The following is a 21,801-nucleotide window of genomic DNA, read 5'->3' as shown; positions in this document are numbered from 1 at the left end:
TTGTATAAAACAGCAATGATCTCAAATTTATTACTCCTATTTTATTTCCAAAAGTGTTGAATCTTGCAATAAAACTTTATCTATCTGTTGTAAAAGTGATTCTAAATTACCAGAATTATCTAAAACTACATCAGCACGAGGGATTTTTTCCGCAATAGGTAATTGACTATTAATTCTCGCTGCTGCTTGTTCCGGTGTTAAATTATTGCGTTCTATTAATCGCTGTTCTTGCTGTTGTGGAGAACAAGATACAACCCAAATTTGATTAACTAGATTTTCTAAATTAGCTTCAAATAATAAGGGAATCACTAAAATTAAAGTATTTGCAGATGATTCGTTAATAGCTTTAGCGAAACAATTTCTCACATAAGGATGAATTACTCCCTCTACCCAACAACGTTCTTCCGGTTGATGAAAAATAATTTCTCCTAATTTGGCTCTATTTAAATTACCATCATTTAATATGATTTCTCTACCATATTTTTCAGCAATTTGTGACAAAATAGGAGAACCGACAGATACCGCGTCTCTCGCATAAATATCTGCATCTAAAATCGGTAAATTGTAAGTTGTCGCTAAATAATTAGCAACTGTACTTTTACCTGTCGCAATTCCACCAGTTAAACCAATTAAGTTTTTAGTCATTGGTTATAATACTAAATTAAGATGAATCTTCATAGAATCAGATTTTAAGATTTATTGAACGCAGATAAACGCAAATAAACGCAGATAAAGAGGGATGAATTAATGGATTTCATGATTCTGTGCCACCTCACATAAGGTTGGTATTAGTCATTAGAAAATTCAGCTATGATTTGTCCATTTAATTATGGCATTTGTTAAACCTTCTAAGGTATATTCTTCTGCTTCAATATCTACTCTCCCAAATACAGTTTGACAGGTTTTTGAAGTTTGGGGACCAATGGAAGCTATGCAAACTCTGGCTAAATTTTCAGGATTGTAGGTAAATATATGTGCTGTTAATTGCGAGAAAAATAGGACTGTTTTAGAACTGGCAAAGGTAATAATATCTACAGTATTATTAACTAAAGCATATTCAGCCGCAGGAGGGATACCTTGAGGACAGCAAGATTCATAAGCGGGAACTTCAATTACTTCTGCACCTTTGGCTGTTAATTCCTTTACTAATACTTCTCTTCCACCACTTTCAACTCTGGGAAATAATATCTTTTTACCTGTTAGTGATTCGGGAAAGTTTTCAACTAAGGAATCAGCAACAAAGTTAGGAGGAATAAAGTCAGCTAGAATATTTTGTTTTTGTAAACTTTGGGCTGTTTTTTCCCCAACAACGGCAATTTTCACAGCAGCTAAAGCATTTTTATCTTCACCGGATTTTTCTAATCTCTCAAAAAAGTATTCTACACCATTACTAGAAGTAAGAATTAGCCAATTAAAAGTTGATAAATGTGAAATTGCCTGATCTAAAGCGTCCCAACTGCTAGGGGGTCCAATTTCTAAAGCTGGCATTTCTATCACATTAGCACCTGCGGAGGTTAAGCGATCGCTAAATTGATGCGATTGTCCCACAGAACGGGTAACTAAAATGGTTTTCTCAGTTAAAGGAGAAAGATTGTAATTCACGGTTGACATTCACTTAATAATTTTTGGTTTCGCGCAAAGTTGCAAAGGAGCAAAGACGCAAAGAAGAGATTTTTCATATTATAGGTAATCATCGCGTAATCGCACAACTTCACCAATGACTATAACTGCGGGAGAGAGAGATAAGCCGACGGTTTGTTCGAGAATATTTCCCAGTTCTCCTGTCCAGACTTCTTGACTAGGTGTTCCAGCCCAACGGATAATAGCAATCGGCGTAGAATGAGGTTTTCTATATTTTATCAGTTGATGGATTATTTCTGGTAAATTTTTTCCTCCCATCAAAATTACTAAGGTTTCTAAACTTGCTAATGCTTCCCAGTTTAAAGTTTCTGGTTCATGGGCTGTACAAACTGCAAAACAACGACTAAGAACGTTATCTGTAAGCGGAATTCCGGCTAATAATGGTGCTGCTAATGCGGAAGAAATTCCCGGAATGATTTCAAATTCACAACCTGCATTTTTTAAAGCTGTAATTTCTAAAATACAGCGTCCAAATATCAAAGGATCTCCCGATTTTAGTCTAATAACTTGTTTGTTTTCTAAACAATGTTTTACTAATAAATCGTTGATTTCATTTTGGGAAGTGCTGGGTTTACCTCCACGTTTACCAACATCTATTTTTAGGCAATCAACAGGAACACAATCTAATAATTGACTATCAACTAAAGCATCATAAACCAATACCTGAGCAGATGCTAACAGCCGATAGGCTTTAACGGTTAAGTATTCTACATCTCCAGGACCTGCACCAACAAGATACACCTTACCTATTTCTTTAATCATATTTATTGTTGACTTTTAATAATTTACCATTGGGTTTTGATGCGATATATAATACCAATTTAGGATGAGAATAGAATCAGATTTTAAGAATTATTGACCGCAGATAAACGCAGATAAACGCAGATAAAGACGGATGAATTAATGGATTTCCTCTGCCCTAGTAGTCAATACTCACCAAATTTCGCTAGATTAGATTAAGGTACACCTAATAGGAATTTTCAATGTCAGCACAATTGTTACTGGTAGATGACGAACCGGGATTGCGGGAAGCCGTCAAAGAATACTTACAAGAAAGCGGTTTTAGGGTTCAAACTGTCAGTAATGCCCGTGAAGGTTGGGACTGGATGCAAGCAAACACCGCTGATTTGGTCATTTCTGATATTATGATGCCCCAGGTAGATGGCTATCAGTTCCTCAAGCAAATGCGGGATGACCCCCGTTTTCAGGCTCTACCAGTGGTATTTTTAACTGCTAAAGGGATGACAGGCGATCGCATTCAAGGCTATCATGCAGGTGTTGATGCGTATTTACCCAAACCATTCGATCCTGATGAATTAGTCGCCATAGTTGAAAACTTACTAGCGCGTCGCAGCGCCCAAACTCCCTCAACCGGGGAAAACAGCGAAACTCCAAATCTTGCCGATTTGGCTAATCAAATCGCTCAAATTAGAATACTATTAACTCATCGGAGTGCCATATCCCAAACGCCAGCCCCGTTTAAAATAGATTTGACTCCTAGAGAGCAAAGTGTTTTAAATTTGGTAGCAGAAGGATTAATGAATAAAGAAATTGCCCGGCGCTTGGAAACCAGCGTCCGCAATGTCGAAAAATATGTGAGTCGTCTATTTAGTAAAACTGGTACTAATAGCCGCACAGAGTTGGTTCGTTTTGCTTTGGAACATGGTCTAGCAAAGTAAACTGCTCTACTTATGATGAGAGTTACTTGGTAAAAAAATGGTAAAGTGCACCTGGATAATTTTGCTGCCGAGATAGTAACACAATGTCAGACATTTTTACTTGTAATTTTCCTAGCTTGCCAGCATTGAGACGCAAATATTGTAGACGTAATTTTACGTTTACAAGCGAACTCATGATTAAGAAAAACAGGTAAAGGTTAACTTTTCCAACTCAATATTGAAAAATCTGAATTAGACTGGTCACTATCAAAAATTACACCAATAACTATTGAATAGTATCAGCTAAATTGCGTAAACGCATCATTTGGCGACGCATTTGTGGGGAGGCTTTAAACTCCGAAATCTCCTGAGCTTTTACAGATGCTTGTAAGGTTTCTAAAAAATCATCAGATCCTTCAGTTAAAGCCTCTAGTAATACTTGTAACAGTTGCTCACGATCACCTAATAGACTCTTTTCCTCAATCAGGCGGAATTTGAGGTGAATTTCACACTCATAAACACCTACTTCTGGATTATTTATTTGGCGTGGTAATGCTTTAGAGTTCATAGTTTTGAGGATTCCTTTAGTTAGTGGTCATCCGGGTAGGGTTCTAAATCTTCAGAAAAATTTCTTATACTTTCTTTGTACTTTTGTGAATCCAAAGTTTTTGAAGATCAGAATTTTTTCTCATCCATAAAACTGGCATCTTATTTTACTCCCCCTGTTTTTTTTAGTTAGATTCTACTATTTTTTGGTGTTTCTTTCCTATTTATGGCATATCCGAGCCATAAACTATTATTCAATTTCTGAGATGTCATACCATGAAGTTTTTGTAAAGAACTGATTAGACCTTGTTAAAGGTTTTTACATCAACTTGTTAAAAACGTCAAGAAATATTATTTTTTTTACTTTTCTCGGATGAGAATAATTAAGCATTTGTACTGAAGATGCTCCTTTGATAAATGCAATTTATAACTGTAGGAAAATTGACTAACTGGAAGAAAATCTAGTGAAGTCACTACAAGATGAGTACATTTACATCAGAAAAAATCAGAATCAGTCAAAAAATCAGAAAATTTTTTGTGAATTATTACATACATGAGACGGAATCAATTTAGAAGAATATGGCACATTCCGGGTAAATGAGATCCGAACTTAAAATCACAGCCCAAACACCAGTCCTGCTTCTGACTGCGCCCATCTGTCCTAATTTTAGACTTTCGCCGTCATTTTTGCTGTAAGCTCAAACATAGCAGTTAAAATGATTGCAGTGCAATTCAGCTAAATTCTTACACCCAAATTTATGGATAACCTGATGCTGCTCAAGTCCACAACCCGCCATGTTCGCATTTTTGCGGCGGAAATGGACAAAGATGAACTGATTCCGAGTAATCAAGTTTTGACACTAGATATTGATCCAGATAACGAATTTAACTGGAACGAAGATGCTCTGCAAAAAGTTTATCGCCAGTTTGATCAATTGGTAGAAGCGTCTAGTGGCGCGGATCTAACAGATTATAACTTACGCCGTATTGGTTCAGACTTAGAGCATTATTTGCGATCGCTTCTTCAAAAAGGCGAAATTAGCTATAATCTCTCCAGTCGGGTTACTAACTACAGTATGGGATTACCCCAAATTGCCGTAAGTAATAATCAATAACCGGAATACATATCTACCTAGTAGTTCGTCAAATTTATTTTGACGGGTAATGATCGGAAAAAACTTCTGTTTGTTTTTCCCTCCCCTACTCCCCCTGCCCCTCTTCTCCCCCTGCTTGCCTTTCTTTACCCGTCATTTTTGGATTGACAGACTACTAGCCTTGGCGAATTATATTCGCCAGCTATGTCAAGTTTTAATGACAGGTGGAGAATTAGTTCTGCTATTGCTACATATTCCCATAACAATAAAAGTTATGATGAGCCTGTGGGTTGCCAAAAATATGCGCGGTAGCAACTAATGACACGAAATACTCTGGAAAAAAATGCCAATTGTTGATCGGTGGGAAAACTATGGAAAATGATGCGGTAACGCTCTGCTGCCCAAATGAATATTGTCAATCTGCTAATCCCCTCACCCACAAATTTTGCCAGCAGTGTTCCACTCCTTTGCCTAAGCGTTATTTGTGGGCTGTGGGCAATGATCTCAACTTTGGTGATCCCGGATCTATTTTAGACGATGGGAGCAATCGCTATTTAGTTATTAATAAATTCATACTTTTAGATATCAAACCTGGGTTATTGCCCCAAATACCAGAGTTAGATGATTTAGGAAAAATTAGACCTTATCTGAAATTAATTCCCTATCGTCTCCACATACCACAAGTTTATGGAATTCTCAATTTAGGTAACGGGCAGAGTAAAACAGAAATATTACTATTAGAAAGACCACCATTAATAACTGATGCAACCATCACTCAAGCAAATCTATGTAGTAGTTTAGATACTGTTTGGAGTGCAGCTTCATCAATCCGCCAAATTCATTGGCTGTGGCAATTAGCTAATTTATGGCAGCCCCTAGGCATTGAAGGAGTAGCATCTAGCCTTCTAGACTCTTATCTATTAAGGGTAGAAGGGGTACTAATTCGCTTACTGGAATTGCGTTTTGATGGAGAAACCCCCCCGACATTATCCCAATTGGGAGAATTTTGGCTGAAAATACTCAAAAATGCCAAACCAAATATTGCCCCATTTATTCAACAAGTATGTGAATTTCTAATTCAGGGGGAAATTAACTCATCTGAGCAATTAATCAAAGTTTTAGATCAAGGATTGAGCCAATTAGAAAAATCTCAAACAACCACTATCACAATCTATACTAAAACAGACTCAGGCCCCAGCCGACCACGCAACGAGGATGCTTGTTATCCCCCCAATGATACTTTAATCACTAAACCACCCCAGCATAACGCCCTAGCAGTTGTTTGTGATGGTATTGGTGGACATGAGGGCGGTAATGTGGCTTCTAACCTAGCAATTGAAACCATTCAGCAACAAATAAAAGAACTTACTTCAGTTGCTGACGACAACATAGATCCTTCCATGCTACTTTCTGATTTAGAAAGAGCAGTGGCAACCGCTAATGATAAAATCAGCCAGCGTAATGATAGCGAACATCGTCAAGGACGACAACGCATGGGAACAACTATTGTCATGGCTTTACCTATCGCCCATGAGATATATATTACCCATGTTGGTGATAGTCGTGCCTACTGGATTACCCGCCATAGTTGTCATCAAGTTACTTTAGATGATGATGTCGCGTCCCGTGAAGTCCGTTTGGGCTATGCTCTCTACCGGGAAGCATTACAACACAGTGGTTCTGGCTCCTTAGTTCAGGCTTTGGGAATGAGTAAAAGTACCTCACTACATCCTACCTCTCAACGCTTTATTATTGACGAAGATGCTGTTTTTTTACTCACATCCGATGGTTTGAGCGATTTTGACCGAGTAGAAGAATCTTGGGAAACAGAAATATTGCCTCTCCTTTCTGGGAAAACAAGTATAGAAAATGTTTCCCAAAGATTAATAGAAATTGCTAATACTAAAAATGGACATGATAATGTTACTATTGCTTTAGTACATTACAATGTCAAATACTCTGAACCAGATATAAGAATTACAGCGGATATTTCTCATCTTTTAGCTGACACAGAATTATATTCATCAGATGATCCAAACAATGGTGAGAGTTTTATTAATAATCAAAAAACTCAAGTTATTTCCGAAAATAAAACTATCAAACTTCCCCAAATACCATTACAGTTGTTTGTTATTTTGGGATTAACGTTATTATCTGGTTTATTGGGATATTGGTTTAAACTTCAATTCAAATCACCAACAATAATAATTTCTTCTCCGACTCCTTTTTCCAGTCAGCCTCCACCTTCGACTATACAAAGAACTTTAGATAATCTCTCTCCTAATTGGGTGATTCAAGCTAATAGTTCCATAACTTTAAATAACCAACCTTTTTCCGCTGAAAGTTTTTTCCAAGTTATAGAGAAAAAAACTAATCCTAATAATGAAAATAATCCAGAAGTGCGTTTGCGCCTCTGTGAAAAATCCAATCCTGCCTTAGAAACTTCTCAAATAGTCCAAGTTAACTTTTCCGAACTGCAAGATCTAGGGAAGGGTATTTCTATTTTACAATCAAATCAACCTAGTCCTTGTCAATAGGTGACAGGTATAAATTTTCCCACTAACAACTAACAACTGTACGGGCGAAGCATTTGGAGAACTATTTTTGGCAATGACCGATAATTTATCTTGCAAATGCTTCGCCCCTACTGACAACTAACAACTGACAACTAACTAATGACTAAATTCGCTACTTCTGTCTAGAATATCTGTATCTGTGTTTTGAACGTTTAGTTTCTACCAATCCATGTCCAGCCCGAATTTGGCAATGCCTTCGGCGAGTATAGCGATCGCCCGTCTAGTGAATACTGGCACAGATCACTTCGCCATTTGGGTAGTCCAAGCACCATATCCCAGTGGTTATGTTCTCCGTGATTGTGTTTTCTCCGCTGAACTTAATCAGGTTTGGCGAGATTGGCAGCAAATGTTTGCTGGTCATAATCTATTAGATGTTACGTCCGGTTCAACATCTCCATTAGTTAATGGCTTACCCTTAGCTGTAATTTCACCTGCTGAAGGTCAAAATACAAGTCCCTATAGTAGTCGTTTGATGCAATCCTTGGGCATCAATTTATGGCGATGGATATTTGATGGAGCGATTTTGAGTAGTTGGGAACGGAGTCGGGGGATGGCCATGGGTCAACAGACTCAATTACGCTTTCGGTTAGAAATTCGTGATCCTGATCTGATTGCCTTACCTTGGGAAATTATGCAGCCAGAAGCCGGACAATCAGCCATGTCTCTTTCCCAGGATATTTTATTTAGTCGCACCATCCGTGAAGTTGAACCTCTGCCAGAATTGCGAACCGACCGGGCTGTAAATATTCTGTTGGTATTAGGACATGATCATAAATTACAACTAGATCAGGAAGCATCTTTACTGAAAAAAATCTTGTTAGCAGGTCGTCCTGTGGGCAAAACTGCCGCTGGCTATGCACCTTGTACAGTAAAGACATTGGTACAACCGACGAAAACAGAGTTAATTCAAGAGTTAGAAACTAAAGTTTATAATGTGTTTTTTTATGCCGGGCATGGACTACCAGATCCAGATGGAGGCTCATTATTTTTAGGAAATGAACTCAAAATTAATGGGATAGAATTAGCTCAAGTCTTAACGCGGACAGGGATAAAATTGGGAGTTTTTAACGCCTGTTGGGGAGCGCAACCAGCAGCAACTAATCACCAAGCTATCCCTGCTAGTAGTTTGGTAGAAGTGTTAATTCGTCATGGTGTGCCAGCGGTGTTAGGAATGCGTGATCAAATTGCTGATGCAGAAAGTTATAGTTTTATTCAAACTTTTGCTGCTAATTTGCGATCGCGTAAATTAATTGATGAGGCGGTAGCAGCAGCTAGACAAGAACTGTTGACACTGTATAAATTCAATCAACCAGCTTGGACTTTACCAGTTCTCTACCTCCATCCTGATTTTGATGGAGAACTGATTAAAGGCGTAGATGAAGGAGTTACAGAACTACCAGAGCCGGCAATTTCTGGCATAGCTACCCCGGTGAATACAGCTTATTTGCGATGCCTAGGGCGGGCAAAGCCATCACTGTCACCAGGGGAGAAAACTTGGTTATTACGTCCCGGTGTTACCCGCATCGGTCGCACGAAAGATAATGATATTGTGATCCCCGAACTTTACATTTCTAAACGGCACGCGGAAATTTTATGTCGGCATACTCTCAATGAAACTACATCAATGATTACTTATTACCTACAGGATTTCTCTACCTATGGGACTACCTGGTATTTAAGCCCCAATGGTTGGCAACAAATTCTGCGGGAAGAAGTGGCTTTAACATCGGGAATGCAGTTAATGTTTGGCAGTTCTCAAGGTGACATTTGGGAATTTATCACAGAAGAATGCAGTAAGAGTCAGGATTGAAAACCGTTGAATTTGATTTACCTGCAACCTGCTGGATTAAAATTTATTGAGATGATGTTTATTTCCATGACTTTACGGAAATCCAATTCTTCAGGTTGTAGCTGTCAACAAGAACAATGAATTAATAGAGAAAAGAACATGAAAAACCAACCTAAGGATTTAAATATTGTGAATATTGTCCCATCGAATCTGGATTTAGAATTTATAGAAGCACTACTAGAACCTGAAGATGCTACTTATCCCTGGAATTTGGCTGATGAATCGTCAGAAGCTTATTTTCAGCATCTAGAACTACAATTTGGTTTGCAGGATTTCACCGACGCAGAACTAATCACCAGCGCCGATAATTTTTACCAAAACTTAGATATAATTTGGGATCAAGTTTCTGTTATTGAAAATAACAACATTAGTAAAAATACAGTTAATTATCTTCGGTCAGCTTTGCAAAATGCTTTTTCGGTTATGCCTGAAGTTTTACTCACGGCAATTGCTCAAAAAGCTGCTGAAGTTTCTATTCTTGAAAAATCAGCTAGTGAGAAATTAGTGGAATGTGTCCAGGCTTTACTACCCAGTTGGGAAATGGATGATCTGTTAGTTTTAGCTCGTCCTTTTGCTTATGCAATGCGAAGTAGTGAACCACAAACATTGACATCTATAATTAGAGATTTTGAACATCGAGATTGGGCAAATTTATCAGAAATAGAACAAGCAAAAATTACTTTAGCGATCGCTGATTATGCCCTCCAACATCTCTCAAAATCTGATTCTTAAACTTAGTTTTAACTCTGTTCCCTGTCCCTGCTATCTGCTATTTTGGGTCGAGAAACCGGGTTGCAAAGTTTTTTGATCTTGTTGGTGATAATACTCTGGCTTTGAGAATGGCTGCCATGAGAAAAGCATAGGACAAAACACCAACTACCACTAAGAAAAAAGCATTAATCGAACCTGTGGCATTCCATAAAGCGTGAAGTGCAGAAGCACTCAAATAACCCACAGAGAGAATTTGCTTTCCTTTCAGGGGTTTTAACACAGCCAAACCAACAAAATAGCCTAAGTATCCACTGTAGGCCATGTGTCCAGCCACAGAACCTAAAATGCGGGGAATAAGTAACTGTAAACCCACTGATTGACCAGAATTTTGAGAAATTAAGGGGACATATTGACCAAGGGTTTCTAGTAAAGTAAAGCCCACAGCGGAAGCTGTACCCAGGAGAATGCCATCTAAGGGTTCCCAAACCCCAATCCGTTCTCGCCAAGGTGAAGGTAAGGAATTTCCAATCCAATATGCCCCTAATACTGGTAGTATTTTCAGCAACTCCTCCATTAACCCCGCCCCAAAAAACATCCGTACGAATAATTCGGTGAAGGTAATACCATCTGGAGATGTCGTATCTAAAGTCCCCGGTAAGATATCTCGGAATACTTTGATGAATAAATCTAATAGAGGACTCAGCAAAATTAACATTGTACTCAGTGCCGCAGCTATGAGTACCCACCAAGGCTTAGACTTACCACATAATTGATAAACAAAGTAGTAAGCCGCGAAAGCGATATAAGATCCGACAATTACTTGATTGGCTTGAGGATGACCCACACTAGCAAACATTAACACCACAAAAACTACCGTGAGGATTCCTGGGATCAGGTAGGCTTTGCGAGTTAAATCCTTACCAGTAGAGATAATAGGAAACAATTGTGTGAAGCTTACAGAATCCTGCTTTGATGACAGACTTTGGTTATTGATAGATGATAATACTGTCGCTTTACTCACATTAATTATCGTTTTTTGAGCAATAACTTCATACTCAAAAATAAATTGTGGTCCATCAGCGCCAAGGGAAATGCGATCGCCTAAATGTAATTCTTGACATCCTTTTAAGTGTTCTCCATTTAAAAAAGTGCCATTGGCGCTATTTAAATCACAAATTACCCAGCTACAACCGCTATTGGTCACTAAAGAAAGGGGACGAACTACCGCATGACGACGAGATACCATCCGGTATATCATGGCATCCAAGACAATTTGGCAGATGGGGTCACGTCCAATTACCATTTCTTTACCAGGAAGCAACGAGTAGCGAGATGCTGACTCGGAAACTTCGACCTTACTGGACACCAACCGCAGAAATGCATTCTGTGTTGCGTTTTTGCCTGTCATCGAGTTACTGAGTGTGTCTAAACAAATTCTCTGGCTGATGCCACGCGATCAAATTTTCTGCTAGTAGAGTTAATTTTCGCCATATTCACGGCCGCACCACCTCTGAATATACCATAGCTTCTCTAACCATTACTCCCATTCAAAATACAAAATTGAAAAAAATAATAGATTAATAGCAATAATCCGCATTTAATTCCCTTTTTGAGAATTACTACTCCGAATTATCAAATAACTAATTGATAAAGAAAGAATCGCAATACCTAAACCGATAATTTCGATACCTTCAGTAACTTTCACGTCAAGAATAATAATTTTTCTGGCAATAGCAATTAAAGAAGTAACAATAACTAGTTCAACTTGTAAAACTTGCTTTTTCAGATAGCCAGTGATATTTTCTAGTATTTCTAAAGCAATTAAAACATTGAGAAATAAACCGAAAGTTTGAAACAATGTCTTGCTAAAACTACCTTCTTGTGGAGAAAGTATTTCCTTAAAAATAAATATTGCTAAATCACCAAGTGTTGCAAGAATTACTATTACCATAAGTAGAGATAGTAATTTTGCAACTATTACCTCAATAACTTCAATCATGTGCATGAAGCTTTTATCACTGGTAAGTTCTAGAAAGCTTTTAATGAATTTTCTCATTTGATCCTCCTTGATTAAAATTAATTTGGAAATTACGAAGATAAAACAAAAATCCTGTAGATAAATCTCAAGGATAAAAAAGCATAATATATTTTCTCTTTTCACAAACTTTGCAGTTTAAGAAAATTCCTTTAAAAATAATCATGATCATGCTTTAACAATTTAGATAGCTAAAAAAATAATCATAACTATTGATGATTAACTATAGGTTAAATTGTTTGTGCATTTCTAATTTATGAATACAGTTAATATCTTACCATTGAGAGGACTGAAATTGATAATTTTTAAAAGTAGATTCTACAGAAATTGGTAATAATGGCACAGCATAGGCTGTTAATCCTGCTTGAACGGAATTATGAAAAGCTTCTGAATAGGTAAGAGTGTTAGCTTCCGCATCATCTACCCATAGCCTACCCCAGTGCATAGGGACAAAGACAGTAGCGGGGGAAATAACTTTTGTAATTTTAGCGGGAAAATTAATTTTACCATGACCCTCGCAGAATAGATCCCCGACTTCTTAAAGAAGTCGGGGATCTGGGTATTAAGGAGCTACTTAACTCACAGGTTCTAACTGTAAATTTATGGCTTCTTGCTCCCGTTCATGCTGCTGGAATTCTGCTAATTCTGCTTCTATTTCTGCCTTTACCTCATGACGGAACTTGAAAAAATGTTCACCTGTACCCAAAGCAATTAAATAATCATATAATAGATGAGGTTTCTGCCGTGCCATTGTTATTAATTGCTGCCAAAAAACAAACCGTGTAGAACGGAGCATTCCCTGTCGCCAACAAATAGACATTAAAAATTGAAACTCTGGTTTTGTTAAAGTCCGTTGATATTTAGCTCGCCAACCTTCCATCATCATAAAATGGCGAAAAGTCCGTTTCAGGTATGGCATAGGTTCATACAAATTCCAAAAAGCATCAATAAACTCCTCCGCAATTTCCGACATTGGCCGAGTGGGAACAAAATTCATTAAGGCTTTTTGAGAACCAAAAAATTCACCCAAACCATCCCTTAACCGTCCTTCTTTTTGCAAGCGAGTCCACATAGCTGTATTCGGTAATGCTTGCAATAAGTTAAGATGAGCTTGGGGAATACAAGTTGCTTCCACAAACTCTTGAATCCGTTTACCTGCGCCTGGTTTTTCCCCATCAAATCCTAAGATAAAACCAGACATAATTTGTAATCCGGCTTTGGTAATTTTATGGCAAGATTCAACTAAGGAACTACGAGTATTTTGTGGTTTATTAATTCCTACTAAACTGTCTACATCAGGGGTTTCAATTCCCATGAATACCTGGACAAAACCAGCTTTTACCATTAATTCTAGTAACTCATCATCTTCAGCTAAATTCAAAGAAGCTTCTGTTAATAAAGCAAAAGGATAATTACGTTCTTCCATCCAGGGAATTAATGCCCTTAAAAAGACTTTAGCATTGCGTTTATTGCCAATAAAGTTATCATCAACAATAAACACATAACGCCACCAACCCATCTTATATAAAACTTCTAATTCCGCCAGAATTTGCTCAGGTGTTTTTGTGCGGGGTTTGCGGCCAAAAAGGGTAATAATATCGCAAAATTCACATTGGAATGGACAACCACGGGAAAATTGCACCGTCATTGCTATATAAGCATCTAAATCTAATAAATCAAACCGAGGTGAGGGAGTTGTGGTGACATCTGGTTTTTCTGTGGCGCGGAAAATCCCCTTTTCTTCTCCCTTTTCTAAAGCTTCTACAAACATGGGAAGAGTGATTTCCCCTTCATCTAAAATTAAATAATCTGCGCCTGCTTCGAGGACAAATTCTGGTACAGATGTGGCAAATGGTCCCCCCACTGCGACTTTTTTACCTAACTTTTTGCCTTTTCTAATTAAGTCGCCAAAATCCTGTTTTTGGATAATCATTGCCGAGATGATGACTATATCGCACCATTCCCAATCTGCATCTGTTTCTAGACGGACATTGCGATCGCTCAATCTGAATTCCCAATCACTCGGTAACATCGCTGCAACAGTGATTAAACCTAATGGGGGATTCGTAGCACGTAACCCAGCTAAATCAATGGTTTCCTGATAAGACCAGAATGAATTAGGCATTATCGGCCAGATTAATAAAGCTTTCATTAAGTATATTTCCCTGAGTTGTTTTTGATCAAAACCTATTTAGTCTGAAGTATAAAAGTTAGGTCAGTTGGTTTTTATCTCTCTGGAGGTACAGATTCTTTTAGTTTTATATTTAAGCAACAAAACAGAGTAACAAAGAGGCACTTCAATGGCAGTAAATTCATATATTTCCAGTCCAGAAATCTTCAGGTAGTGGCTCATCAAAATCTTCACTTGTCCAAATAACTCCAGAATGTAATCCTGCTGTGCGAGATTGAGAACTTGAAATTTTTTCGGAAGACATTGATATCAAACGTGCTTGGGGGATGCTACCATCAGTTAAAACAATTTCTTTGCCTGCAAGCACTAGAGATAACAACTCTTTAATACTGATATTGGATTGATTTACATCAATGTTAAGTGGGGGCATAACTAAATAATTTCCTAGTTGTTAATACACCTAATTATTAATTGTAGAAGATGATGAGAAAATGTTTGATCATATTTTCTAACAAACCTCTCCTAATCTACTTAGGACGGTTTTCAGGGGTTTGACTTGACGGTTAGGGTCTATAAAATTGAGCAAGTTCTCGTTACACTGATAATTATGGGTAAGCAGCGCGTTTTGTCGGGAGTTCAACCAACTGGTAACTTACACTTAGGTAACTATTTAGGTGCGATTCGCAACTGGGTAGAAATTCAAGACCAGTATGAAAATTTCTTTTGTGTGGTAGATTTACACGCCATCACTGTACCGCATAATCCCGCCACTTTAGCGGCTGATACTTACAATATTGCTGCATTATATTTAGCCTGTGGCATTGATTTACAGCATTCTCACATCTTTGTTCAGTCCCACGTTTCCGCACACAGTGAACTGACTTGGTTGCTAAATTGCATTACCCCCCTGAACTGGTTGCAAGATATGATCCAGTTTAAGGAAAAAGCCGTTAAACAAGGGGAAAATGTCGGTGTTGGTTTGTTAGATTATCCCGTACTCATGGCGGCGGATATTCTCCTTTATCAAGCTGATAAAGTGCCAGTAGGCGAAGATCAAAAGCAACATTTAGAACTAACGCGAGATATCGTCAATAGGTTTAATCACCAATTTGCGAAAAAAGCACCTGTATTAAAATTACCAGATCCTTTAATTAGAAAGGAAGGTGCAAGGGTGATGAGTTTGACAGATGGAACCCGGAAAATGTCAAAATCCGATCCTTCAGAGTTAAGCCGAATTAATATTTTAGACTCACCAGAGGAGATTAATAAGAAGATTAAACGCTGTAAAACTGATTTAGTGAGGGGTTTAACCTTTGATGATTCAGAACGCCCAGAATGCCATAATTTATTAACTCTGTATACCCTACTGGCTGGAAAAACCAAGGAAGAGGTAGCGGTTGAATGTGCAGATATGGGTTGGGGACAATTCAAACCTTTATTGACAGAAACGGCGATTTGTGCTTTACAGCCAATTCAAACTAAATATCAGGAGGTAATGGCGGATAAAGGCTATTTGGAGTCAGTGTTGCGAGATGGTGGCGAGAAAGCCAGAGCGATCGCTAATCAAACTTTAGCAGATGTTAAAGCTGCTTTGGGTTTCACTGTTCCTCTTTAAGGTTTAAGCTTTTAGGTGTCTGATGTTTTACCTTATTAGCAAACCAAAATTATAATGTTATGCCGGATACCCATAGCTTTAGTGCTTTTAATAACTTCCGTAAAGCCGCCCTTGCAGGTGAATTTTTAATTACCGCCGAAGTTGCACCTCCCAAGGGAGGAGATCCAGTCCAGATGCTTGCAATGGCGGCGACTCTTAAGGGAAGGGTTCATGCTGTCAATATTACTGATGGTAGCCGTGCCGTAATGCGGATGTCTTCGTTGGTAGCCTCGGTAATTTTATTGCAAAATGGGATTGAGCCGATTTGTCAATTTGCTTGCCGCGATCGGAATAGAATTGGATTACAAGCGGATTTAATGGGTGCTCATGCTTTGGGTATCCGCAACATTTTAGCTTTAACTGGCGACCCTGTAAAAGCAGGAGATCATCCTCAAGCAAAAGCCGTTTTTGATTTAGAAGCTGTGCGGTTATTGCAGTTAATTAGAAACATGAATCAGGGCTTTGATTTTAATGAGAAACCTCTCACTGATGGCGCATTAGATTTATTTGCCGGTGCAGCAGTAGATCCTCAATCTCAAAGTTGGTCAGGTTTACAAAGTCGGTTTGAAAAGAAGATAGTAGCCGGGGCGCAATTTTTTCAAAGTCAATTAATTACTGATTTTGAAACATTAGAAAAGTTCATGGATAAAATTGCTGTAGGTTACAATAAACCAATTCTGGCGGGAATTTTTCTGTTGAAATCGGCAAAGAATGCCCAGTTTATTAATAAAGCCGTTCCCGGTGTGAATATTCCTGAACACATTATTGAGAGGTTAGCAAAAGCGAAACATCCTCTCGAAGAAGGAATGAAAATTGCCGCCGAACAAGTGCAGATTGCGCGAGGATTGTGTCAGGGTGTGCATTTGATGGCGGTAAAGCGGGAAGATTTGATTGCACCGATTTTGGATTTAGCGGGGGTCGAAAAGGTTAGTTAGCCTATAGGGGTAATTCATGAATTACCCCTACTAAATTAGGATGATCAAATTTAGCTGCGTAACAGCTTACAGTTTTGAAAACCAGCAAATTCAGTTTTGTCCAAACATTGAGAACGCAAAACATTGATGAAAACGTAAATTAGCTTTCTCCTTTTGTAGTCATTGATAACTTCCCATTTATCCTCCAATACCATGCAAATATATTGCAGTCAACAACACATAAATAATGGTAGTCATCGTTTTTGTACTCATTGCGGTGAAGCATTACCTTTGAGTGTGGGACAAGTTATTGATAATCGTTATGAAATTGCGCGAATATTGGGACAAGGTGGTTTTGGCCGCAGTTATTTAGCGATTGATCGGCAAAAATCTCGTAAAACCTGCGTTTTAAAGGAATTTGCCCCCAATATTGTCAAACCGCAGGAGTTAGAAAAAGCAAAGGAACTGTTTGAACGAGAAGCAAATGTCCTGAAAAAAATCCAACATCCCCAAATTCCACGTTTTCACGCTTCTTTTCAGGCAAAAATTGGGACTAAGGATTTTTTCTTTTTGGTGCAAGATTATATTGAGGGTGATAATTATGACCAATTATTTACACAGCGTCAAAGTCAGGGAAAGTCTTTTAGTGAAGAAGAGGTTATTAATTTACTGCACAATATTCTCCCAATTTTGACTTATATTCATTCTCTAGATATAGTTCACCGCGACATTTCCCCGGATAATTTGATTTTACGCCAAAGTGATAATTTACCTGTGTTGATTGATTTTGGTGGTGTCAAACAGTTACCAGCTGATCAGGGTTTTTGGCGGACACAATTGGCTGTAAATGCAACTTTATTAGGTAAAAAGGGATACGCACCTGAAGAACAGTTACTTCAGGGAAAAGTCTATAAAAGCAGTGATTTTTATTCTCTAGCAGTGACGGCTTTAGTATTGATCACGGGGAAAGAACCAAATTTACTTTATGATAGCTATAATGGCGTTTGGTTTTGGGGTAAGGAAATTAAGGTTAGCCCCAAATTAGAGGCTGTCTTCAAAAAGATGTTGGCATATAAACCGAGCGATCGCTATCAAAAAGCCGAACAAGTTATTAAAGATTTACCTTTACCATCTCTTTCATCTACACCACAGATTATGCAAACTCCTACCAATAATCCCCATCCTTATATTACTAAGTTAAAAACAGAGGTGGTAGCACCAGGTATAAAACGCGCTCGGACTCTTCATAGTGGTGTCCACAACAAAACGACATTATTTGTCCAGAAAATACCGATGCCAATATGGTTGCGGCCTTTTACTGTTAGCTTTATTATGACTACGGGAATCTTGTTAACAGGCGCTGGTGTATTCGCTTTAGGAAATTTTGCAGTTAAGGGGATAACATCAATTACAGTTCCTCAAATTGAAGTTCCTCAAATTCCATCTATTAATAATTCTGGAAATGGGAATAATGGTAAACGCAGTATTCAGCAAATTTCCAGTCGTGTGCAAAAGCTAGAAATTTCTGCGAATTTTTTTAATAATACAGTTAATGAAGTTTTCTATACCCAAAAACCAGAATTAAATAAACGTCAGTTAACTGAGAAATCGGCAGATGCTGCTTTGCGGGAACAATGGAATCATGTTGCAGATCAGTTGTTAAATCATATAGAAAAGGCTAATTTAAGTGAAACTGCTAGAAAGAAAATCGGTAGTTATAGTCAACAAGATTCTCAACGCTGGGAACAACTTGCTAAAGCTGGAAGATTGGGTAAGTATAAATCTTTCCAGGATTTACGCGCAGATACATATCAGACATTTGAACCATTGTTTCCTGGTCAAGAACGTGGGAAACTAAATCAAAAAACTTTTCTGCAAATTTGGTATGCGATCGCATCTGATAAAGTAGAGAATAAGTAATAGGTAATGGGTAATTTTTCAGAACTGACAACTGACAACTGTACGGGCGAAGCATTTGGAGAACTATTTTTGGCAATGACCGATAATTTATCTTGCAAATGCTTCGCCCCTACTAACAACTGACAACTGACCAATGACTAATATTTATTGTTCTCAAGGGCATCAAAATCCGTCTGGTAGTAGGTTTTGTCTCCAATGTGGAGACAAAATTGCTAATGTACCAACATCTGGAAATCAGGGGATTCAACCAGGGCAAACTTTAGGCGATCGCTATGTTATTATTCGACAAATTGGCCAAGGAGGATTTGGCAAAACTTATTTAGCAGAAGATATTAACCGCTTTCGAGAAGCTTGTGTTTTAAAAGAATTCTCTCCCCAAGTACAGCTATCTGCAATCACCTCTGACTCTCGCCGTCAACTGGGCAATTATACTGGGAATGAACGCGCAATCTGGCAATTTAAAATTAATAAAATCAACGTTGGTAGTCGGTCTTTATATGATTTAGGTGATGCAGCTTTTTTACATGAATTTCCTGAACAAAAGGGTAAAAGTTTTATTAAACAACCCATTGGACAAGTTTGGTACGCATTTGTCAATGATCAATTTAACGCTATTCTTGATAAAAGCATATTTGAAAAAATCGTCTTTCCTGAAGGTGCTACCGGGAAAACAGTGAATGGAAGTTTGCAACCAGGAAGAGGTAAAGTTTTTATTGCTGGACTAGCCAAAGATCAAAATATGGAAGTTAAGCTAGAAGCAAATTCAAAAGTTTTATTATCAATTTATTCTCCTTCTGGGAAAAACCCACTGCTAGAAGATTCTCAAAAACGGACGATATCTGCAACATTATCAGAAAAAGGATTTTATGAATTTGTTGTTGTTTCCACAGCCTCAGAACCGGTAGATTATCAACTGACTGTAACAGCAGAAAATCCACCAGAACCTGAACCCACAGAAACGCCCTCACAAACCCCAACGGCAGAACCAATTCCGACGGAAACACCCACACCTGAAGGTAATTATTGACACTCTCAGGGCTAAAGCCCCTGAGTTTCCCACTTACCGCCAGATATTATAATTATAATTAGCGAGGTATCTCCACAGATTGAGGAAAATCAAGTGAGTTTATTAAAAGATCAGGTTGCAATTGTCACAGGTGCATCAAGAGGAATTGGCAGAGCGATCGCTATCCAACTAGCATCCCAAGGCGCAAAAGTAGTTGTTAACTACGCTAGTTCTAGCACCGCAGCAGATGAAGTAGTAGCAGAAATCACAGCAGCAGGAGGAGAAGCCATTGCCCTCCAAGCAGATGTTTCTCAAGAAAATCAAGTAGATACACTCATTAAAACCACCTTAGAAAAATTCCAGCGCGTGGATATCTTGGTCAACAATGCAGGTATTACCCGTGACACCCTGCTATTAAGAATGAAATTAGAAGAATGGCAAGCAGTCATAGACCTTAACTTAACTGGTGTATTTCTATGTACAAAAGTAGTCAGTAAAATTATGCTTAAACAACGTTCGGGGCGAATTATTAACATCGCTTCCGTCGCCGGACAAATGGGCAACCCTGGACAAGCCAACTACAGCGCAGCCAAAGCTGGAGTAATTGGCTTTACCAAAACCGTTGCCAAGGAACTTTCTTCCCGTGGCATCACTGTCAATGCCGTTGCCCCCGGTTTCATTACCACCGACATGACTAGTGATATTAAAGCTGACGGCATCCTGCAATATATCCCCCTGGGGCGTTTTGGTAAACCAGAAGAAATTGCCGGCATGGTGCGCTTTTTAGCATCAGATCCGGCCGCAGCTTACATCACAGGGCAAGTATTTAACGTTGATGGCGGGATGGTGATGTAATTTATCAGTGGTCAGTGGTCAATTGTTATACTAAATATGGTTGGGACATGGACTTTTGCAAAATTACAAAAAACTTGGATTTGTAGTAGTAGGGGTTTAGCAGTGATCATTGGTGTCAACTTAGGTTACAGATGGCTTATTTGTTTGGCTTCCACACCCGCCAGGGAATAAATTCCCTGTCTCATAGCTCAAGTCCGTTAAAACGGACTAATGAATTTTCCTAGTATTTAGTCATCTTTTAGATGACTTTCGCTATTAGCAAGGAACTTGAGTTCCTTGCGGGATGAAGATTTTGCGTTAAGTCGACACCAATGAGCAGTGATCATTGGTGTCAACTTAACGTAAATTGATGTCCCTTCAAGCCAGCCAGGGAATTTATTCCCTGCCTAAAAGCTAAAGTAGTTTAAAACCCACTACTTTGGCATAAATAGGATAATTTTTGATTTTGAGTTAATCAGAGTGCGTTTTAACGCACTTTAGCTATTAGCCCGGAACTTAAGTTCCGGGCGGAAATGTTGCAGCCAAACAAATAAGCTACTTGTACTGAGCAGTTCGACCCTTCGACAAGCTCAGGGCATCGCCAGCTCACTGTAACACTTGCCGAAGTATCCCTAGCCTAAGTTGACACCACTGTACTTACCCGAACTCAGACAGTTGTAAAGTTATTGAGTCCCAGAATTCCTGTTAATCCTGTAACTTCAATAATGGCATCATTAGCCGCATTAAATCCTGCGTTTGCATCATTAATAGCCACAAAGGTTTTTTGTCCAAAGCTGAATTGAGCCGCAAAATTTGACCCAAAGGCTGCCGCTGTTAATTTTGCCCCCATACCAGCAGCATCTAAAGTATTAACTGCTCCCACATCTACAAATCCGGCTCGTGCGGTAGAAACACGGAATAAATCATTACCTGTGGTGGCGTTGAAGTCAGTAATCACATCAAAGTTAGCTAAGAGAGAATCAGTAAGATTTTGGTAAACAAATTTGTCACTTCCTAAACCACCCGTTAGAGTATCTTTACCACCCCCACCAGTGAGAATATCATTATTTGCACCACCAACGAGGAAATCATTACCACTAGTACCTGTCAAAGTCAGACTAGAGGGATTACCAATCACACCATCACTATTAGCATCTATGCCGAAAATAGTCTCCTGAGTTAAAGCTTCTGCCGAATTCAATCCCCAATTTCCTTCAGAAGAAACCCAATTC

General features: G+C 38.5%; 21 protein-coding genes and 1 pseudogene. 10 read left to right on the top strand and 12 right to left on the bottom strand.

The annotated features are described in order from the left end of the window. Positions 1-36: 36 nt before the first annotated feature. The 3 genes and pseudogenes from coaE to cobA all read right to left on the bottom strand — a co-directional run. Positions 37-645 (bottom strand): dephospho-CoA kinase, encoded by a 609-nt coding sequence (gene coaE / locus FJR06_RS16620; RefSeq protein WP_168651838.1) that lies wholly within the window; start codon positions 643-645, stop codon positions 37-39. A gap of 159 nt (positions 646-804) precedes the next feature. Further along, positions 805-1,611 (bottom strand): uroporphyrinogen-III synthase, encoded by an 807-nt coding sequence (locus FJR06_RS24955; protein WP_174783494.1) that lies wholly within the window; start codon positions 1,609-1,611, stop codon positions 805-807. A 72-nt stretch (positions 1,612-1,683) separates the two neighbouring features. Continuing rightward, positions 1,684-2,403, bottom strand: a pseudogene (gene cobA, locus FJR06_RS24950) (uroporphyrinogen-III C-methyltransferase); the annotation flags it as partial. A gap of 221 nt (positions 2,404-2,624) precedes the next feature. Here cobA and FJR06_RS16605 point away from each other — a divergent pair. Beyond that, on the top strand, positions 2,625-3,320 hold the full coding sequence (locus FJR06_RS16605) for a response regulator transcription factor (RefSeq protein ID WP_015079647.1): 696 nt from the start codon (positions 2,625-2,627) through the stop codon (positions 3,318-3,320). 265 nt (positions 3,321-3,585) lie between these two features. On the opposite strand, the gene FJR06_RS16600 is transcribed toward FJR06_RS16605, so the two are convergent. Then, entirely contained in the window at positions 3,586-3,867 is a 282-nt protein-coding gene (locus FJR06_RS16600; protein ID WP_168633443.1) for an Npun_R1517 family heterocyst differentiation transcriptional regulator, read from the bottom strand. A gap of 736 nt (positions 3,868-4,603) precedes the next feature. Between FJR06_RS16600 and FJR06_RS16595 the strand changes: the two genes are divergently transcribed. Next, positions 4,604-4,960 (top strand): NAD(P)H-quinone oxidoreductase subunit M, encoded by a 357-nt coding sequence (locus tag FJR06_RS16595; protein WP_041457849.1) that lies wholly within the window; start codon positions 4,604-4,606, stop codon positions 4,958-4,960. A gap of 350 nt (positions 4,961-5,310) precedes the next feature. Then, positions 5,311-7,476: a PP2C family serine/threonine-protein phosphatase gene (locus FJR06_RS16590; protein WP_168651837.1), complete on the top strand. Its 2,166-nt coding sequence runs from the start codon at positions 5,311-5,313 to the stop codon at positions 7,474-7,476. Here the strand turns inward: FJR06_RS16590 and FJR06_RS16585 are convergent. Then, positions 7,450-7,593 (bottom strand): hypothetical protein, encoded by a 144-nt coding sequence (locus FJR06_RS16585; protein ID WP_168651836.1) that lies wholly within the window; start codon positions 7,591-7,593, stop codon positions 7,450-7,452. The two genes, FJR06_RS16590 and FJR06_RS16585, sit on opposite strands and share 27 nt — an antisense overlap. Positions 7,594-7,705: 112 nt before the next feature. Here FJR06_RS16585 and FJR06_RS16580 point away from each other — a divergent pair, with 112 nt between their 5' ends. Both FJR06_RS16580 and FJR06_RS16575 read left to right on the top strand, forming a co-directional pair. After that, on the top strand, positions 7,706-9,325 hold the full coding sequence (locus FJR06_RS16580; protein ID WP_015079653.1) for a CHAT domain-containing protein: 1,620 nt from the start codon (positions 7,706-7,708) through the stop codon (positions 9,323-9,325). A gap of 138 nt (positions 9,326-9,463) precedes the next feature. After that, positions 9,464-10,096 carry a hypothetical protein gene (locus FJR06_RS16575; RefSeq protein ID WP_015079654.1) on the top strand — a complete coding sequence of 211 codons (633 nt, stop codon included), beginning with the start codon at positions 9,464-9,466 and terminating at the stop codon, positions 10,094-10,096. A gap of 37 nt (positions 10,097-10,133) precedes the next feature. Here the strand turns inward: FJR06_RS16575 and FJR06_RS16570 are convergent, their stop codons facing one another. The 5 genes from FJR06_RS16570 to FJR06_RS16550 form a co-directional block, all read right to left on the bottom strand. Beyond that, positions 10,134-11,483 (bottom strand): PrsW family glutamic-type intramembrane protease, encoded by a 1,350-nt coding sequence (locus FJR06_RS16570; protein WP_168651835.1) that lies wholly within the window; start codon positions 11,481-11,483, stop codon positions 10,134-10,136. A gap of 189 nt (positions 11,484-11,672) precedes the next feature. Continuing rightward, entirely contained in the window at positions 11,673-12,131 is a 459-nt protein-coding gene (locus tag FJR06_RS16565) for a phosphate-starvation-inducible PsiE family protein (RefSeq protein ID WP_015079656.1), read from the bottom strand. 253 nt (positions 12,132-12,384) lie between these two features. Further along, positions 12,385-12,612: a hypothetical protein gene (locus tag FJR06_RS16560; protein ID WP_168651844.1), complete on the bottom strand. Its 228-nt coding sequence runs from the start codon at positions 12,610-12,612 to the stop codon at positions 12,385-12,387. A gap of 72 nt (positions 12,613-12,684) precedes the next feature. Next, entirely contained in the window at positions 12,685-14,262 is a 1,578-nt protein-coding gene (locus FJR06_RS16555; protein WP_015079658.1) for a B12-binding domain-containing radical SAM protein, read from the bottom strand. A 160-nt stretch (positions 14,263-14,422) separates the two neighbouring features. Further along, positions 14,423-14,671, bottom strand: a complete 249-nt coding sequence (locus FJR06_RS16550; RefSeq protein WP_015079659.1) for a type II toxin-antitoxin system Phd/YefM family antitoxin — start codon at positions 14,669-14,671, stop codon at positions 14,423-14,425. Between the two features lie 177 nt (positions 14,672-14,848). Between FJR06_RS16550 and trpS the strand changes: the two genes are divergently transcribed. The 3 genes from trpS (at position 14,849) to FJR06_RS16535 (ending at position 18,729) form a co-directional block, all read left to right on the top strand. After that, positions 14,849-15,856 (top strand): tryptophan--tRNA ligase, encoded by a 1,008-nt coding sequence (gene trpS, locus FJR06_RS16545; RefSeq protein WP_015079660.1) that lies wholly within the window; start codon positions 14,849-14,851, stop codon positions 15,854-15,856. A 59-nt stretch (positions 15,857-15,915) separates the two neighbouring features. Next, the gene (locus FJR06_RS16540; protein ID WP_168651834.1) at positions 15,916-16,830 is read left to right on the top strand and encodes a methylenetetrahydrofolate reductase; all 915 of its coding nucleotides are present in this window, start codon (positions 15,916-15,918) and stop codon (positions 16,828-16,830) included. Positions 16,831-17,022: 192 nt separating this feature from the next. Next, the gene (locus tag FJR06_RS16535) at positions 17,023-18,729 is read left to right on the top strand and encodes a serine/threonine-protein kinase (RefSeq protein WP_168651833.1); all 1,707 of its coding nucleotides are present in this window, start codon (positions 17,023-17,025) and stop codon (positions 18,727-18,729) included. On the opposite strand, the gene FJR06_RS16530 is transcribed toward FJR06_RS16535, so the two are convergent. Beyond that, positions 18,669-18,848 carry a hypothetical protein gene (locus FJR06_RS16530; RefSeq protein WP_162471194.1) on the bottom strand — a complete coding sequence of 60 codons (180 nt, stop codon included), beginning with the start codon at positions 18,846-18,848 and terminating at the stop codon, positions 18,669-18,671. The two genes, FJR06_RS16535 and FJR06_RS16530, sit on opposite strands and share 61 nt — an antisense overlap. 14 nt (positions 18,849-18,862) lie before the next feature. Between FJR06_RS16530 and FJR06_RS16525 the strand changes: the two genes are divergently transcribed. After that, entirely contained in the window at positions 18,863-19,756 is an 894-nt protein-coding gene (locus tag FJR06_RS16525) for a zinc ribbon domain-containing protein (RefSeq protein ID WP_168651832.1), read from the top strand. Between the two features lie 93 nt (positions 19,757-19,849). Then, on the top strand, positions 19,850-20,590 hold the full coding sequence (gene fabG / locus FJR06_RS16520; protein ID WP_015079664.1) for a 3-oxoacyl-[acyl-carrier-protein] reductase: 741 nt from the start codon (positions 19,850-19,852) through the stop codon (positions 20,588-20,590). 646 nt (positions 20,591-21,236) lie between these two features. On the opposite strand, the gene FJR06_RS16515 is transcribed toward fabG, so the two are convergent. Beyond that, positions 21,237-21,801 (bottom strand): bluetail domain-containing putative surface protein (locus tag FJR06_RS16515; RefSeq protein WP_305791095.1); only part of this gene is annotated, 565 nt, incomplete at its 5' end.

The sequence above is a fragment of the Dolichospermum sp. UHCC 0352 genome (assembly GCF_009711925.1).
GTDB lineage: Bacteria > Cyanobacteriota > Cyanobacteriia > Cyanobacteriales > Nostocaceae > Dolichospermum > Dolichospermum lemmermannii.
Note: the sequence above shows the minus strand (reverse complement) of the source record. Positions and strands in the feature narration are given on the sequence as shown.